Here is a 15,569-nt window from a genome sequence, read left to right on the forward strand (position 1 = left end):
GGCCCTTCCCGCACAGACCTGCCCGTGCCGGCGTACGGACACCGCCGACTCGGGAAACAGCGGACCGGCAGGTCCGGCACGAGAGTACGGAGATGACACCGTGACCGACACCAGCACGCCCAGCGCCGCCGAGTCGAGTGAGACAGTCGATCCGGAGGAGGGCGGCGTTTCGGCCGAGAACGGCAGCGCACCGGCGGCCGGCGGCCAGCAGGAACAGAAGGCGGAGGGCGGCTCCTCCGACAGCGACCTGTTCCGGCAGAGCGAGATCGCTGCCGACTACGTCGAGGGGTTGCTCGACATCCTCGACTACGACGGCGACATCGACGAACTGGTCTCCGCCGGGCGCCCGATGGTCGAGGTCGTCGGCGGCCGCCTGCAGCCACTCGTCGGCCAGCGCGGTGCGACGCTGGAGGCGCTCCAGGAACTGACCCGGCTGGCGATCTTCCGGGCGACCGGTTCGCCGAGCCGCCTGCTGCTCGACATCGGCGGCTACCGGGCGACGCGGCGCAAGGAACTCGCGGCGGTCGCGCGCAACGCGGTCGAGAAGGTCAAGGAGCACGGCGACGCCGTACGGCTGGAGCCGATGTCGGCGTTCGAGCGCAAGTGCGTGCACGACGTGGTCAACGCGATCGCGGGCGTGCAGAGCGAGTCGGAGGGCGTCGAGCCGAACCGGCGCATCGTGGTCCGGCCGGCTGACTGACGCGAATGACTACACCCCGCTTCGGCGCGGGTGACGGCGGCCCGGGTGCTGAACGGCCCGGGCCGCCGTCGTCTGCTGTCCCCCACGCCTCTGCTCACGGCACCCAGTCGGCCGGCCCCGCCGAATCGTCGGACTCGGAGGAGCCGGTGCCACCGGCGGCGTCCGGGTCTGGTCTGCCCGTTCCAGCCGACCCGCCCGCGGAACTGGCCGAGGCCGCGCGGCGGGTGTTCGGCGACCGGCTCCCGCTGGCCACGGCGTACGCCCGACTGCTCGTCACGGACGGAGTGATCCGTGGTCTGATCGGCCCCCGCGAGGCCCCGCGGATCTGGGAGCGCCACCTCATCAACTGCGCCGTCTTAGCCGATCTCATCCCTAAAGGCGCTTATGTGGTGGATGTCGGATCCGGTGCTGGTTTGCCCGGTATCGTGCTGGCTGTGGCCCGGCCGGACCTCACGGTGAAGCTGGTCGAGCCACTGGCACGGCGTACCGCCTTCCTGACCGAGGCGGTGACAACGCTCGGCCTCGACGCGACCGTCACGGTCGTGCGCGGCCGGGCCGAAGAGGTCGCCAGCGGGCCCCCCGTCGCCGCCGACGTCGTCACCGCCCGGGCGGTCGCTCCGCTGGACCGACTGGCCGGCTGGTGCCTGCCGCTCACCGCGGTGGGCGGCAGGCTGCTGGCGCTCAAGGGCGCCTCGGCCACGGAGGAGGTGGCGGAGCACCGCGAGGCGATCAACCGCCTCGGTGGCTCCGAACCGGTCATCCGGTCCTGCGGGGCCGGGGTGATCGATCCCCCCAGCACGGTCGTCGAGATCGTGCGGGTACGGGACGTCGTGCCGCCACGGTCGAGGCCGTCCGCGCGGGCGGCCGGTACGGGGCGGCGCCCACGCGGCGACGGAGGACGCGGCTCTGGACGAGGGAGAACGCGGAGGGGATAGATGGGCAGGCGGGGCGCACGTAAGCGAGCCGGACGAGTCCCACGTGCTGTCGCGGAGCCGGCGCCTCCGGCTGCTCGGCGCGCCCCAGCGAGCGACCGCCCTGCGGCCTCTCCCCCTGGCGTGTCCGCCTCGACGGTCTCGTCGTCGGGCGGATCGGCCTCAGCGGTCTCGTCGTCTGGCGGATCGGCCGCGACGGTTTTGTCGCCTGGTGGCGCTTCGGCCTCGACTGGCTCGTCGCCTGTTGGCGCTTCGGTGGGTTCTTCGTCGGGCGGACCTTCCCCGGCCAAGTCGGTCGAGGGGTCACCGGGGGTTTCCGGGCCGTCTGCGGCAGCGGTTGCGGCGCCTGCCGTCGAGTCGGTGATCATGGGTGGTGCACGAGACGTGGCTGACGGCCACGCTGCCCACGGTGGCGTTCGTGACTTTGGCCAGGGTCCGATCGCGGGATCCCGGGGTCCGCAGGTCTCCGCGCGGTCGGCGGACGCGGGTGGTGTAGGACCCACAGGTGGTCGGGACGCGTGTCCACCCCATCCGGGCCCACCACCGGGCGCCGTCGCGCTGCGATTCGTGTCGGGATTCATGGTCTTCGAAGCCGAGTCGGGGTCGCCCTCAGGGGCCCATCAGGCGGAGAATCGTGGCGAGCCTCGCCCCGCGGCCGTAGGCTGGCCGCGCGTCGATAGTGTGGAGCAGGCGGTGGGCGCGTGTGTCACTCCACCGCCTTCTGCCGGACCGCACGCATCGCCATTCGGTGCCACGGTGAGTGCTCGCGGTGCCGATCCATTCCGACCAGGCAGGGATAAGACGGTGCAGGAGTACGGCAGAGGTGTCGACGGTGGCCGTGGCACGTGGAACGGTGTTTCACGTGAAACCGATCCATCCACTGTCTCCGATCAGCCCGGGGTGGGGCCTGACAAGGGGGAGCACGGCGTGCCGCAGCCACGCGTAGCAAACGGACACGGAGGTCAGTCCTCCGCAGGTCAGGTATACGGCACGCCGACAACTGCCCCTGCTGACTCGGCGGCGGAGAGCGGTGCTCAGGAAGGGCGGCGCCCCGCCCCCGCACCACGTACCGGTCCGCCTTCCGGATCCGCATCGGTGCCTGTCCCGCCAGCGGCGTCGGCCGGCTCTGCGCCGTCGGACGAGGATGTTTCACGTGAAACAGCGGACGGCGAGGAGGGTGATCCGCCGCTGGCCATGGAGGCGCTGCGTGCCGTGCAGATCCTCAATCCGAGCGGCGAAATCACCATGCCCCGCCCGGACCATCCGCGCATCCTCTGCGTCGCGAACCAGAAGGGTGGCGTCGGCAAGACCACGACGACCGTGAACCTCGCCGTGGCGCTCGCCCTGCACGGTAACCGCGTGCTCGTTGTCGACCTGGACCCGCAGGGCAACGCCTCGACCGGTCTCAACGTGCCGCATCACGCCGGCGTCCCCGACGTCTACGACTGCCTGATCGACAACATCCCGCTGGCCGAGGTGGCCCAAGCGGTGGAGGGCATTCCGAACCTCTGGTGTGTGCCCGCGACCATAGACCTCGCCGGTGCTGAGATCGAGCTGGTCTCCGTGGTGGCCCGCGAGTCACGCCTCGCCCGCGCCCTCGCCGCCCACCCCGAAACGTTCGACTACGTCTTCATCGACTGCCCGCCGTCGCTCGGCCTTCTGACGGTCAACGCGCTTGTGGCGGCCCAGGAGGTGCTGATCCCGATCCAGTGCGAGTACTACGCGCTGGAAGGCTTGAATCAGCTCATCAACAACATCAATCTGGTGCGCCAGCACCTGAACCCGGCGCTCGACGTCTCGACCATCCTGCTCACCATGTACGACCGCCGTACCCGGTTGGCGGACGCGGTCGAGCAGGACGTGCGTAACCACTTCGGGGCCAAGGTGCTCGAGGCCGTGATCCCCCGTAACGTGCGGGTGTCGGAGGCTCCGAGCTACGGCCAGTCCGTGATGACCTACGATCCGGGTTCGCGGGGCGCGACCAGCTACTTCGAGGCAGCGCTCGAGCTTGCGATGCGCGGGGTCAACACGGGAGGCACGGCATGAAGAACCGTCCACGGGGAGGTCTCGGGCGAGGCCTGGGCGCGCTGATTCCCACGGCGCCGCCCTCGGGTACGGCCGTTGTCACCGAGGAGCCGCCCCCGGCGGCCCCGCCGGAGGCGGAAGCTCCCCCGGCCACGCCGATCGAACCGCCCGTCGCCGCGGCCCCCATCTCGGCTCCTCCGGCGCAGTTCACCCCTCCCGCCGAGCCGGCGCCTGAGCCCGAACCTGAGCGGGCCGCCGAGCCGTTCGAGGAGCCATCGGTCAACGAGGAGCTGGCACCCGTGCCGGGTGCGCGCTTCGCGGACCTTCCGGTAACCGCGATCGAGCCGAACCCGAGGCAGCCCCGGCATGTCTTCGAGGAAGACGCACTCGAGGAACTGAAGGTCTCCATCCAGGAGGTCGGCTTCCTGCAGCCGATCGTCGTGCGGGAGCTCGGCGAAGGCAAGTACGAGCTGGTAATGGGTGAGCGTCGGTGGCGTGCCGCGCAGGCCATCGGCCGCGAGACGATTCCCGCGATCATCAGGGACACCCGCGATGACGCCATGTTGCGGGACGCCCTGCTGGAGAACATCCACCGCGCAAACCTCAACCCGCTGGAAGAGGCGGCCGCGTACCAGCAACTGCTGGACGAGTTCGGCGCGACTCATGAGGAACTGGCGCGGCGGATCGGCCGGAGTCGGCCGCAGATCTCCAACACGATTCGACTGCTGAATCTGCCCGCTCCGGTACAGCGCCGGGTGGCGGCCGGCGTGCTGTCCGCGGGACATGCTCGCGCACTGCTCGGCCTCGAAGACGGCGACGCGCAGGAGAAGTTGGCACTGCGGATTGTCGCCGAGGGTCTATCCGTACGCGCCACCGAGGAACTCGTGTCCCTTGCGCTCGCCGACGGCCCGGTCAAGAAGGCGGCACCGACCCGCCGGGCCAAGGTGCACGCGCCGGCGTTGAACGACCTGGCCGAGCGGCTGTCGGATCGCTTCGACACCCGCGTCAAAGTCGACATCGGCCGGAACAAAGGAAAGATCACCATCGAGTTCGCTACGGTCGATGACCTGGAACGCATCGTTGGCATGATCGGTGTGGACCAGGAGGGCAGTGACGACCAGCAGGGCTGAGCCAGCCTGGTAGTCCGGCGCCCTACAACGAAGACAGGCCGCGGTCATGAATCGCGTGCCTGTCTTTTGTTTGCCCTGTTACCCGGCTTCGAGTTGCATAGGGCGGCGCGTGAGCGCCTTTCGCTCTTGCCTAGGCACGCAATGTATGGTCTCCGGGCCGCCAGTCAGTCGCTTCTTCCCTGTGGATGCGGTTCTCCTAGAACGATTCTCCTGAGATTTCGCGGGCCTGGATTCTGCGGTTGAATTCGTTCTGAGCGCGCGGAACCGGGGACTGTGCCGTTGTCGGGTGAGCCATGAGGGCAATTCGCATTCCGCGTCGATCTGGTGTTGGCGCCGGTAGGCCCTAGACCCCTGGTCGGACTCCGGGCTACTAGATGGTTGCCGTCGGGCTCCGTTGCATGCATACGCGGATCCGCTGGCGTTAGCAGGCGGGGCTCGTGCGACTAGTTCGGAGTCCTACGGCGGTTGTCGGGCATCGGCACGCTCCCGCTGACCCGGTCACGACCGCGGCGGTGGGCTCGGCGCAGTATTCCAATCGCCATGGTCGAGCTGCACCATTACATGCCGTACGCCCTGGTTGCGCACCGCGACAGACAATGCCGGGCTTGCCAACAACAGACGCAGCGCACGGCGAGAGCGGGCCGCATCGGCCTGGCGGTCCCCACATACGCCGCGGGAATTCGGCCGGTCGCAGGTCCAGTGGCCGGTCACGCTGGCTCAAAACGGCGATCAGTTCGAGCACATGGACAACTGGCTCGGCGGCTACGACGACTGTCGCGCCAATGAGACGCGGAGATCCCGCTCGGTGCCCCGATCGTCGTCGCCGGTTCTCGCGGAGATTGAGCAGGCAGGGCTCGCGGAAACGAGGCCCGGCGGGTCGCCGGGACAGTGCCGGGCGGGTCGCCGGGACAGTGCCGGGCGGGTCGCCGGACCAATGCCCGGCGGCTCGCGGAGACAAGGCCGAGGGGTAGGACCCGCGCTCAGCCGGTGGCGAGTCGCTAGCCTTCGCCGTATGCGACTGGAGAGCATTACTCCGACGAACTACGAGGCAGCTCTTGCGTTGTCGGTTCGATCCGATCAGGAGGATCTGGTCGAGCCGGTGGTCAAGTCGTTGGCCGAGGCCTATGTCTTCGCCGACTACGCCTGGCCGAGGCTGATCTACGACGACGATCAGCTAGTCGGCTTCTTGATGGGGTTCCTCGACATCCCGTGGGACCCAGACCGGGATCCAAGCGACCGGCGCTCAGGAGTTTGGCGCTTGAATATCGCGGCGGCCGCCCAGGGCCGCGGATACGGTCGGTTCGCTGTTGACGCGGTCTGTCGGGAGATTCGTCGCCGCGGCGGCGACCGAGCGTACGTCACGTGGGAGCCTCGGCTTGGTGGGCCCGAGAAGTTCTATCTGAAACTGGGGTTCCGACCGACTGGCGAGCAGAGCGGAGGCCAAACCGTCGGAGTGCTGGATCTCTGAGACTTGATATTGGGAGCCACTTGTTGCGCCCGGCAGGTGCGCCCAACCATGGGCTGGCTCCCCACATGTCCATTCGACTCTCTACCCACAGCTTGGCCGGGCCCGAGCGATGTACGCGCGTAGGTGGTTGTTTCACGTGAAACCTAGGCCGACCGCCATTTTGTCTGCGCTCTGCTCCGCCTCGTTTCCTATCCGCATGGATCGCGTGGATAGACGAGATGGGTTCGCCAGCTCCTTGCGTAAGCGCCACCCGGCGGTCGTCTCGGCGACCGAAGCCTGATTCCTGGGGTCGGACGGCACACGGCCGAAGGGCACACGGCCGAAGGGCACACGGCCGAAGGGCAGACGGCCGAAGGGCAGACGGCCGAAGGGCAGGCGGCCGAAGGGCAGACGGCCGAAGGGCAGGCGGCCGAAGGGCAGACAGCCGGCGGGAAGTGGCAGCCGCAGCGGACTGGGGGTGGCAATCCATGCTCAGCAGAGGCTGGAATCTCTGATGCCACCGACTTCGCCGTCGATCCGCTGCTCCCAGCAAGTCGCCCTGCCATTGAAAGCCGCACCCCGGCCTTGCTTGCAGACAGGAGCCTTGCGGCGCGGTTTCACGTGAAACGCCGGGCATCGTTCCGATCACAAAGCTGCCGGATGACTGACGCGGAAGCTGTGGGCTGCTTCGAGGTCGCTAAGGCATTGCCCACGCGGGACCGGGCCGACGTTGCGTTGGGCGCGCGGGGCGATGGGCGTCCGGGCGACGGATTTCGGAGTCAGGTCAGCGGTCAGGCCTGTCCGGCCCCACGTCCGGCAACACTGGCAAGAGGCGTCGCTGCTCATGCCGCCTATTCGTCCTGGCGACCGATGACTCGATGATCCCGGACCCGGAGCCGTCTACCGAGCAAAGGCGCGTCCAGGCGCGTGGCAAACGGCGCTCGCCAACCCGCCGCCGGATCCGATCCGTGAGGCTCGAGCCACCCTTCCCGCCGGGACCGGCTGACCACGCTGGTCGGTGACGCCAGCGTCAGCGCATCCCACTGCGACGTGACAGGAGTCTGCCTCCCTGAAAATGCTCGCCCCTCTGCTTGGAATCTCGCCGTCTGAGATCGACCGAAGGCGTCAAGCCCGTCTACTCAGTCACCTCGGAACGTCCGCCAGGAGACCAGGATCGGCTCGGCCCTTTCGCGCTGCGGCCGCGACGTTGTTTCACGTGAAACAGCCGAGCACAATCTGCCCGGTGCCCGGTGCCCGGTGCCCGGTGCCCGGTGCCCGGTGCCCGGTGCCCGGTGCCCGGTGCCCGGTGCCCGGTGCCCGGTGCCCGGTGCCCGGTGCCCGGTGCCCGGTGCCCGGTGCCCGGTGCCGTTTCACGTGAAACCGGCCGCAGCGACGCGGCCAGGCGTAAGGCGCATGAGATCCACGGCGCGAGACGGATGAGATCCACGGCGCGAGGGGGCGCTACCCGCCCGCCGACGCGTTGGTCCGGGAAGCATGGGACGGACCTAAGCTATCGCTTGCAGCACCCCCCTCGAGCTCCGCATGGGGGTCGACTGGCGCGGGGTCTGATGTGCGAGTGCGGGGGCGAGGAGCCAGCGCGCCTCCAGCACCGCCGGGTCGTCTCGATGTTCGGAGACTGGCGACGGGACGGAAGCCCAGCGGATGAATATCCACAGCCTGTGCGTAAGTCTTGTTGAGGGACCGGAGCCCCACCGTTTCACGTGAAACGTCGCCGATGCCTGGGCGGACGTACACGGGTGTATCCACAGGTGCGCCCCGGCATCTACGTGGTGTTTCACGGGAAACCATCCGGCCTGTGGATAACTCCTGTGGACAACCGAGCCCGAAACTCGACCGTCCACACACCGTGATGCCGATCAACGTCTTCGGGTGCGTCTGAATGGCTGACCCGGGGAAGGGAGTTCACTCAAATTGAGCCGGGACAGTGCTCGCAAGCTGGGCTAGGGTCAGCCACGTGCCCGACAAGAATCCCCCACTCCCGGACTTCACGCGCTGGCCCTCCTTCCCGTTCGAGGGGGACATGAGGGTCAAGACTCTCGCTGATCCGGTCGCCGTCGAACCACCGCGCAGCGGCGAGGACGCTGCGGATTGCGTCGCCTGCAACACGCCGGACGACGCGTACATCTGGGTCAGTGACCGGTGGCGTGTTCGCGCGATGGACCGGCCAACCGGTCTCCCGGTGGTGCTGATCCTCGAATGCCGATCCCACCTCGACCTCGGCGACCTGCCGAATCTGCTGGCCGCCGAACTGGGGGTCATGACGGTACGACTGGAACGCGCGGTCCGCTCGCTCGACGGCGTGGCCCGTGTCCACGTCAACCGCTGGGGCGACGGCTCCGCCCACCTGCACATGTGGTTCCTCGCGCGGCCGTACGGGCGACTCCAGCTTCGTGGGACGTTCCTTTCACTGTGGGATGACATCCTTCCGGTCGTTCCCGAGGAGCAGTGGCGCGAGAGCCTGGCGCTGGTGGCCGCATGGTTGGGCGAGTTCGGCGGCCGCGCCATCGCCGAGCCGCCCCACATCGCATGGCAGGCGCCTTCCACGATCAGTGATTCACCCACCGCATCCGCGGTCAATCTCGGCGACGCGGAGGCGACACACACAGAAACCGATGCCCAGGCGCTCATAGAAACCGATGCCCAGGCGCTCATAGAAACCGATGCCCCGGCGACGCTCACAGAAGCCGATTCGCAGGCGACCAGTACGGAAGCCAGCAACGCAGGGGTGACTGACGCAGGGACGGTCGGGGCGCTGAAGAGTGACACAGAAGGCGCCCGTGCGGAGCCGACCGCAGGAGCCGCTGATGCTCAGGTCGGCCACGCGGACGCAGCTGACACGAACGGCGCCCACGCGGACGGCGCGACCGGCGGCCACGCGGACAGCGCGAATCGCGGCCACGCGGACGGCGCGAATCGCGGCCATGCGGACGGCGCGGACAGCGCAGAGGAAACAGACAGCGGCGACGGCCAATTTCGCGGCGACGTTGCCGCGGGAACGGTCAACTCACCGCGCGCCAACAACCACGACACCGCGCCCATTAACCGGCCCACCGGCGCCGTCGAACACAGCGACGCCGTCGAGCCCGACCTGAGCTCCAAAGGAAACCCCGGAGCATCCGACGCCAACCAGCTGCCCGCCCCACCTTCGGCGGCACCACCAGCGCCGACCTTCACCGCCCGAGGAGACAACGCGGTGAAGGAGAGACCGACCGCCGAGCATCATTCACCGGCATCTGGCACGGCCGAGACCCGGAGACCCTCCGATCCCCTGCCGACCGGCGATGCGCCCGAAACGGCGGGCACGACCGGCGCGGGATAGCCGAAGCGCACGGCGGGCCACCGAAGCGACTGGCCGGGCACACGGGGCGGCCCGGCAGGTAAGACAGGCATCGGTCACCGCGGAGACGATGACCAGGGCACCACGGCCCCAACGAGCGCTAGCTATCCACGGGCGGTCGCGCGTCCGACCAGCCCGGCCAACACCTTCCCGAAGTCCAGCCCCGCCGCTTGCACGGCGAGCGGCAGCAGCGACGTCTCCGTCATGCCCGGCGAGACGTTGACCTCGAGTACGTGCGGCTCGCCCTCACCGTCGACGATCAGGTCCACCCGGGACAGGTCCCGCAGGCCGAGCGCTTCGTGTGCGGCGAGGGCTGTCGATGCCACCCGGGCGGCGACGGCCGGGTCGAGCCGTGCCGGGGTGTGCCACGTGGTCAGCCCGGCGGTGTAGCGGGCGGCGTAGTCGTACACGCCGTTGCGCGGGACGATCTCGACGGCGGGCAAGGGCTGCGGGCCGTCGCCGAGATCGACCACGGAGACCGCCACGTCCATGCCGGCCACGTACCGCTCGACCAGGGCGGTGGAGTCGTAGGCGAAGCAGCCGACCATGGCGGCCGGCAGATCGGCCTCGTCCCGCACGACCGAGGCGCCGAGCCCGGAGCCGCCCTGCGCCGGCTTGACCATCAGCGGCAGGCCGAGCCGGTCGGCGATGCGGTCGAGTACGGCGACCGCGCCGAGCTCGGAGAAGCGGTCGTGCGGCAGCGCCACCCAGTCGGGGGTGGGGATGCCGGCCTCGCGGAGCATGGCCTTCGCGGACGGCTTGTCCCACGCCAGGCGGGAGGCGCGGGCGTCACATCCGACGTACGGCACGCCGCACAGGTCCAGCACTCCGCGCAGCGAGCCGTCCTCCCCCGTGGCGCCGTGCAGCGCGATGACCACGGCGTCCGGCGGATCCTCCTGCAGCGCGGGCAGCAGCGCGACGTCGGCGTCGCGCATGTCCGCCTGAAGTCCGGCGGCGCGCAGCGCGTCCAGCACCCGCCGACCGGAACGCAACGACACGTCCCGCTCGTACGACAGGCCGCCGGCCAGGACCAGAACTCGCACGTCTTCCTCCGTACCCATGGACTTGATCATGCCAAGTCGGGGCCGGGCGTGTCCGCGCCGGCGTGCCCACGACGGCGGTGCCGGGTCGGGGTGCCGAAGACCGCGCGCATCGCGAGCTCCTGTTCCATGACCCCGGCGAGGCGGCGGACGCCTTCGCGGATGCGGTCGGGCGGCGGGAAGGAGAAGTTGAGCCGCATGTGGCCGGCGCCGGAGCCGTCGGCGAAGAACCCGGTGCCGGGCACGTAGGCGACGCGGGCGGCGATGGCGCGCGGCATCATCGCCTTCGAGTCCAGGCCGTCGGGCAGCGTCGCCCACACGAACAGGCCGCCCTCCGGGCGGGTCCAGGTCGTGCCGGCGGGCATCAGATCCTCGAGTGCGTCCAGCAGGGCGTCGCGGCGCTCCCGGTAGATCTCCCGGTACGACTTGATCTGCTCGCGCCACGGCATGGTGGCGAGGTACTTGGTGACGGCGGCCTGCGCGAACGCGCTCGGGCACAGGATCTGCGCCTCGCTGGCCATGACGAGCTTCTCCCGGACGGCGTGGGGTGCAAGGATCCAGCCGACCCGCAGGCCCGGCGCGAAGGTCTTCGAGAACGTGCTGAGGTAGAACACCCCGTCGCGGCGGCGCGCCCGCAGCGGTCGCGGCGCGTCGCCCGCGAAGCTCAGCGTTCCGTACGGGTCGTCCTCGACCACCAGCAGCCCGGCCCGTTCGCAGATGTCTAGCACCTGTTCGCGCCGCTCGTCGGTCAGCGTGACGCCGGCGGGGTTCTGGTACGTCGGGATGGTGTACAGGAACTTGGCCCGCCCGGCGGTCTCGGCGATGGCCGCCTCCAACGCCGCGGGGATGAGGCCGTCGGCGTCCATGGCGACGTGCCGTACCTGTGCCTGGGCGGCCTGGAAAGCGCCGAGTGCGCCGACGTACGTCGGCCCCTCGGCGAGCACCACGTCGCCCGGGTCCAGGAACAGCCGTGCCACCAGGTCGAGTGCCTGCTGACCGCCGACGGTCACCACCACGTCGTCGGGTGACGCACCGGTGGACGCGTCGATGCCGGACAGCGACATCACCTCGCAGATGCCCTCGCGCAGCTCGGCGGTGCCCTGGCCGATGCCGTACTGGAGGCTGGTGGTGCCCTCCTCGGCGGCGAGCCGTCCGAGCATCTCCCCCACCGCGTCGAGTGGCAGCGCCGCGACGTACGGCGATCCGCCCGCCAGCGACACCACCTCGGGGCGGCTGGCGACGGCGAACAGCGCGCGGATCTCCGAGGTGGTCATCCCGCGTACCCGCCGCGCGTAGCGGTCCGTGTAGTCGTCCTGGGTCGTACCGGTCATGCCGTCTCACCCCTCCTGAAAATGGCGACAACGGCATTCATGCTAGTCGCCGCGTACGCGGGGGCCGCCTGCCAACCAGCCGGTGGTGGCCTGTCGGCAAGGTCCGATCGGTGCCGTTCAAGGCCATTGCGGCGTAGTATCCGACGGGGGCGCGGACGGGCACGTGAACAGGACCGTGCTTCGTCAACCGGACATTCCGTGATGCTGAGGGGTCCGCCCATGTCGCGACGCCTGGTCAACCTGACCCTCGACACCCTCGAGGATCTGCCCCGGCCCTGCCGCCAGTGCGTCTACTGGGAACTCGACCCCGTCTCCGCGGAACGCGCCTGCGCCTCCGGCGATCCCGGGCTGGAGAAGGAGGCCTGGGTGTCGCAGACCCTGCTGGAGTGGGGTTCGTGCGGCAAGCTCGCGTACGTGGACGGCATGCCGGCCGGCTACGTCATGTACGCCCCGCCGGCCTACGTGCCGCGGTCGATGGCGTTCCCGACCTCCCCGGTGTCCGCCGACGCCGTGCTGCTGACGACGGCGCACGTGGTCGCGGCGTTCGCCGGGGGCGGGCTGGGCCGGATGCTCGTGCAGGGGGTCGCCCGCGACCTCACGAAGCGCGGGGTCAAGGCGATCGAGGCGTTCGGCGACGCGAAGTTCGGCGATACCGGGGAGGAGGGCGCGGGCAGCTGCGTCGCCCCGGTCGACTTCTTCCTGTCCGTGGGCTTCAAGACGGTACGCCCGCACCCCCGCTACCCGCGGCTGCGGCTCGAACTGCGCACCGCCCTGTCCTGGAAGTCCGACGTCGAGTACGCGCTGGAGAAGCTGCTCGGCTCGATGAGCCCGGACACGCTGCTGCGCCCGGTGCGCCCGGCCGCGGCGACCCGCTCCACCCAGTCCTGAGTCAGGCCTGCTTGGCCAGGACCATGCGGAGCTTGCGTACGTCGATCGAGCCCGTCGGCACGTCCTGCTCGACCGGGTAGTACATCCGCTGCACCGCGGCGAGGATCGCCTCGACGAGCTGCTCGCGGAACAGCGGGTCGACGATCCGCTCCCGCTCGCCCGGTGAGGTGAGGTAGCCGAAGTCGACGCGGACCGCCGGCATCCGGGTCAGCCGCAGCAGTTCCCAGGTCTTGGCGTGGATGCGGCAGTCGCGCATCCCGGTGCGCACGACGATCTCCCGCTGCACCAGGTTCGCCAGCCGCTCGCCGACCGTGGAGGTCAGGCCGTTGCCGGTGCCGTAGTGGTAGGTGGCGACGCCGTCCGCGGTCGGGTTGTCGTGCCCGTCCAGGTGCAGGGAGATGAGCAGGTCGGCGCCGAGGCTGTTGGCCAGCTCGGCGCGCTGGGCGCCGGTCATGGGCTCGGCGGGCGACGGCCCGCGTGTGAGGTGTACGCGCATGCCGGCGGCGGCCATCCGGCCTTCCAGGCGGGCGGCGAGGTCGAACGCCAGGTCGGCCTCGGTCCAGCGCAGCGGGCCGTCGGGCACCACCACGCCGCGGTCGCCGGGGCCGCCGTGACCGGGGTCGACGACGATGGTCTTGCCCATCAGGTTGGGGCCGGACTGGCGGAATGCCTCGGCCTCGCGCAGCCACTGCGGGCGTCCGCCGACCACCTTGCGGCCGAGCCGGCGCAGCGCGTGCATCGTCTGCGGGCCGCAGGTGCCGTCCGGCGTCAGGCCGACCTCGCGCTGGAACTGGGCCACCGCCCGGGCGGTGCGTGCGCCGTAGATGGCGTCCGCGCGGCCGGTGTCGTAGCCCATCTCCATGAGCCGTTCCTGGAGGGCGCGGACGTCCTCGCCGGTCAGCGCGGCCGGGATGGAGTGGAAGAGGGTGCGGTCGCCGAGGGTCCAGCGGGCGTCGTCGAGGGCCTGCCAGGTCTCGGCGCCGACGACCCCGTCGACGCCGATGCCGCGACTCTGCTGGAACGCCCGTACGGCGGTCTCGGTGGCGTCGTCGTAGACGTCGGAGGGGAGCTCGAGCAGGTCGAGCGCCACGAGGATGGACCGGATCTCCTCAACGGCCGGTCCGGAATCTCCACGTCGGATCGCACGCACGCGCGGCTCCCTTGGGCTCGGGGGTGGGCGGAAGGGCAACCTCCGGAGCGTACCGCGCACAATCCGGCGCGGCCGGACGTCGATCGACGATCCGTGCGGGGGATCACGAAATGGTGACGCCCCCGCGTCCGGTGGGACACGGGGGCGTCGGGGTCGGGCGTCAGAGCGCCGATTCGATGAGGCTGATCAGAGCGCCCTTCGGCTTCGCGCCGGCCACCGAGCTGACCGGCTCGCCGCCCTTGAACATGGTCAGGGTGGGCACGGACATGACCCGGTAGGCGCGAGCGGTCTCGGGGTTCTCGTCGATGTTGACCTTGACGATCTCCACCTTGTCGCCCATTTCGGTGGCGATCTCGGCCAGCAGCGGCTCGACCTTGCGGCAGGGCGCGCACCACTCGGCCCAGAAGTCCACCAGCACCGGCTTCTGGGACTGCAGCACGTCGCTGGCGAACGTGGCGTCGGTGACCGCCTTGGTTGCTCCCACCAGGTACCTCCGGGATTTCAGTAGTTGCTCAGAGTTCGATGAACGAGGCGATGAAGCGCTCGGCGTCCAGGGCCGCGGCGCAGCCCGTTCCGGAGGCGGTGATGGCCTGCCGGTACGTGTGGTCGACCAGGTCGCCGGCCGCGAAGACGCCCGGGATGTTCGTCCGGGTGCTGGGGCTCGCCACCTTGACGTAACCGTCGGCGTCGAGCTCGACCTGGCCCTTGAACAGCTCGCTGCGCGGGTCGTGCCCGATCGCGACGAAGACGCCCGTGACGTCGAGGACCTTCGTCGCCCCGGTCTGCGTGTCACGCAGCCGGACCCCGACGACCTTGCCCTCGGCGCCGAGGATCTCCTCGACCTCGCTGTTCCACTCGATCTTGATCTTCGGGTTGTTCAGCGCGCGAACCTGCATCACCTTGCTGGCCCGGAACGAGTCCCGCCGGTGCACGATGGTCACGGTCTCCGCGAACTTGGTCAGGAAGGTGGCCTCCTCCATCGCGGAGTCGCCACCGCCGACCACGACGATGTGCTGCCCACGGAAGAAGAAGCCGTCACAGGTGGCGCACGACGACACCCCGTGGCCCAGCAGCTCCTGCTCCCCCGGCACGCCCAGCGGGCGCCACGCGGAGCCGGTGGCGAGGATGACCGCGCGGGCGAAGTAGGTGGTGTCGCCCACCCACACCGTCTTGAGGCCGTCGCTGCCCGCCTCGGTCGGGCGGTCGCACAGCTCGACCCGGGTCACGTCGTCGGTGATGAACTCGGCGCCGAACCGCTCCGCCTGCTTGCGCATGTTGTCCATCAGCTCGGGGCCCATGATGGCCTCGGGGAAGCCGGGGAAGTTCTCCACCTCGGTGGTGGTCATCAGCGAGCCGCCGGACTGGACGCCCTCGATGACCAGCGGGTTCAGGTTGGCCCGGGCCGCGTACAGCGCCGCCGTGTAGCCGGCCGGTCCCGAGCCGATGATGATCAGGTTTCGGACCTCGTCCACTGCCGACTCCTCCGATCGATGTCACCGGGCATCCCGGCGACTCCGCACGCTAGAACCTCATCGTAGGGACGCGTCATTCCCGCGCGTCAGAGGCCC

The 15,569-nt window shown here is 69.9% G+C and carries 11 protein-coding genes and 1 pseudogene; 7 read left to right on the plus strand and 5 right to left on the minus strand.

What is annotated here, in order from left to right; all coding sequences use genetic code 11:
- Positions 1 to 100 precede the first annotated feature (100 nt).
- The 6 genes and pseudogenes from EV385_RS13885 to EV385_RS35055 all read left to right on the plus strand — a co-directional run.
- Positions 101 to 700: a Jag family protein gene (locus EV385_RS13885; protein WP_130509852.1), complete on the plus strand. Its 600-nt coding sequence runs from the start codon at positions 101 to 103 to the stop codon at positions 698 to 700.
- Positions 701 to 846: 146 nt separating this feature from the next.
- The gene (gene rsmG / locus EV385_RS13890) at positions 847 to 1,635 is read left to right on the plus strand and encodes a 16S rRNA (guanine(527)-N(7))-methyltransferase RsmG (RefSeq protein WP_423203048.1); all 789 of its coding nucleotides are present in this window, start codon (positions 847 to 849) and stop codon (positions 1,633 to 1,635) included.
- Positions 1,636 to 2,532: 897 nt separating this feature from the next.
- Positions 2,533 to 3,678, plus strand: coding sequence for a ParA family protein (locus EV385_RS13895; protein WP_423203116.1), 1,146 nt, complete (start codon positions 2,533 to 2,535; stop codon positions 3,676 to 3,678).
- Positions 3,675 to 4,787: a ParB/RepB/Spo0J family partition protein gene (locus EV385_RS13900; protein ID WP_130509854.1), complete on the plus strand. Its 1,113-nt coding sequence runs from the start codon at positions 3,675 to 3,677 to the stop codon at positions 4,785 to 4,787. The genes EV385_RS13895 and EV385_RS13900 overlap by 4 nt, the downstream gene beginning before the upstream one ends.
- A gap of 1,012 nt (positions 4,788 to 5,799) precedes the next feature.
- Positions 5,800 to 6,255 carry a GNAT family N-acetyltransferase gene (locus tag EV385_RS13905; protein ID WP_130509855.1) on the plus strand — a complete coding sequence of 152 codons (456 nt, stop codon included), beginning with the start codon at positions 5,800 to 5,802 and terminating at the stop codon, positions 6,253 to 6,255.
- A 2,179-nt stretch (positions 6,256 to 8,434) separates the two neighbouring features.
- A pseudogene (locus EV385_RS35055) lies at positions 8,435 to 8,798 on the plus strand (hypothetical protein); the annotation flags it as partial.
- An 898-nt stretch (positions 8,799 to 9,696) separates the two neighbouring features.
- Here EV385_RS35055 and EV385_RS13925 read toward each other — a convergent pair.
- Both EV385_RS13925 and EV385_RS13930 read right to left on the minus strand, forming a co-directional pair.
- Positions 9,697 to 10,653, minus strand: a complete 957-nt coding sequence (locus tag EV385_RS13925) for a D-alanine--D-alanine ligase family protein (RefSeq protein WP_242624869.1) — start codon at positions 10,651 to 10,653, stop codon at positions 9,697 to 9,699.
- Positions 10,654 to 10,661: 8 nt separating this feature from the next.
- The gene (locus EV385_RS13930) at positions 10,662 to 11,963 is read right to left on the minus strand and encodes an aminotransferase-like domain-containing protein (protein WP_130509858.1); all 1,302 of its coding nucleotides are present in this window, start codon (positions 11,961 to 11,963) and stop codon (positions 10,662 to 10,664) included.
- Positions 11,964 to 12,182: 219 nt separating this feature from the next.
- Here EV385_RS13930 and EV385_RS13935 point away from each other — a divergent pair, with 219 nt between their 5' ends.
- The gene (locus EV385_RS13935) at positions 12,183 to 12,851 is read left to right on the plus strand and encodes a GNAT family N-acetyltransferase (protein ID WP_130509859.1); all 669 of its coding nucleotides are present in this window, start codon (positions 12,183 to 12,185) and stop codon (positions 12,849 to 12,851) included.
- A gap of 1 nt (position 12,852) precedes the next feature.
- Here the strand turns inward: EV385_RS13935 and EV385_RS13940 are convergent, their stop codons facing one another.
- The 3 genes from EV385_RS13940 to trxB all read right to left on the minus strand — a co-directional run bounded on the left by EV385_RS13940 (position 12,853) and on the right by trxB (position 15,473).
- Positions 12,853 to 14,001, minus strand: a complete 1,149-nt coding sequence (locus tag EV385_RS13940; protein ID WP_130509860.1) for an N-acetylmuramoyl-L-alanine amidase — start codon at positions 13,999 to 14,001, stop codon at positions 12,853 to 12,855.
- Positions 14,002 to 14,161: 160 nt separating this feature from the next.
- A complete protein-coding gene (trxA, locus tag EV385_RS13945; protein WP_130509861.1) occupies positions 14,162 to 14,485 on the minus strand; it encodes a thioredoxin in 324 nt (107 codons plus the stop codon).
- A 28-nt stretch (positions 14,486 to 14,513) separates the two neighbouring features.
- Positions 14,514 to 15,473 (minus strand): thioredoxin-disulfide reductase, encoded by a 960-nt coding sequence (gene trxB, locus EV385_RS13950; protein ID WP_130509862.1) that lies wholly within the window; start codon positions 15,471 to 15,473, stop codon positions 14,514 to 14,516.
- Positions 15,474 to 15,569 lie beyond the last annotated feature (96 nt).

The sequence above is a fragment of the Krasilnikovia cinnamomea genome (assembly GCF_004217545.1).
GTDB lineage: Bacteria > Actinomycetota > Actinomycetes > Mycobacteriales > Micromonosporaceae > Actinoplanes > Actinoplanes cinnamomeus.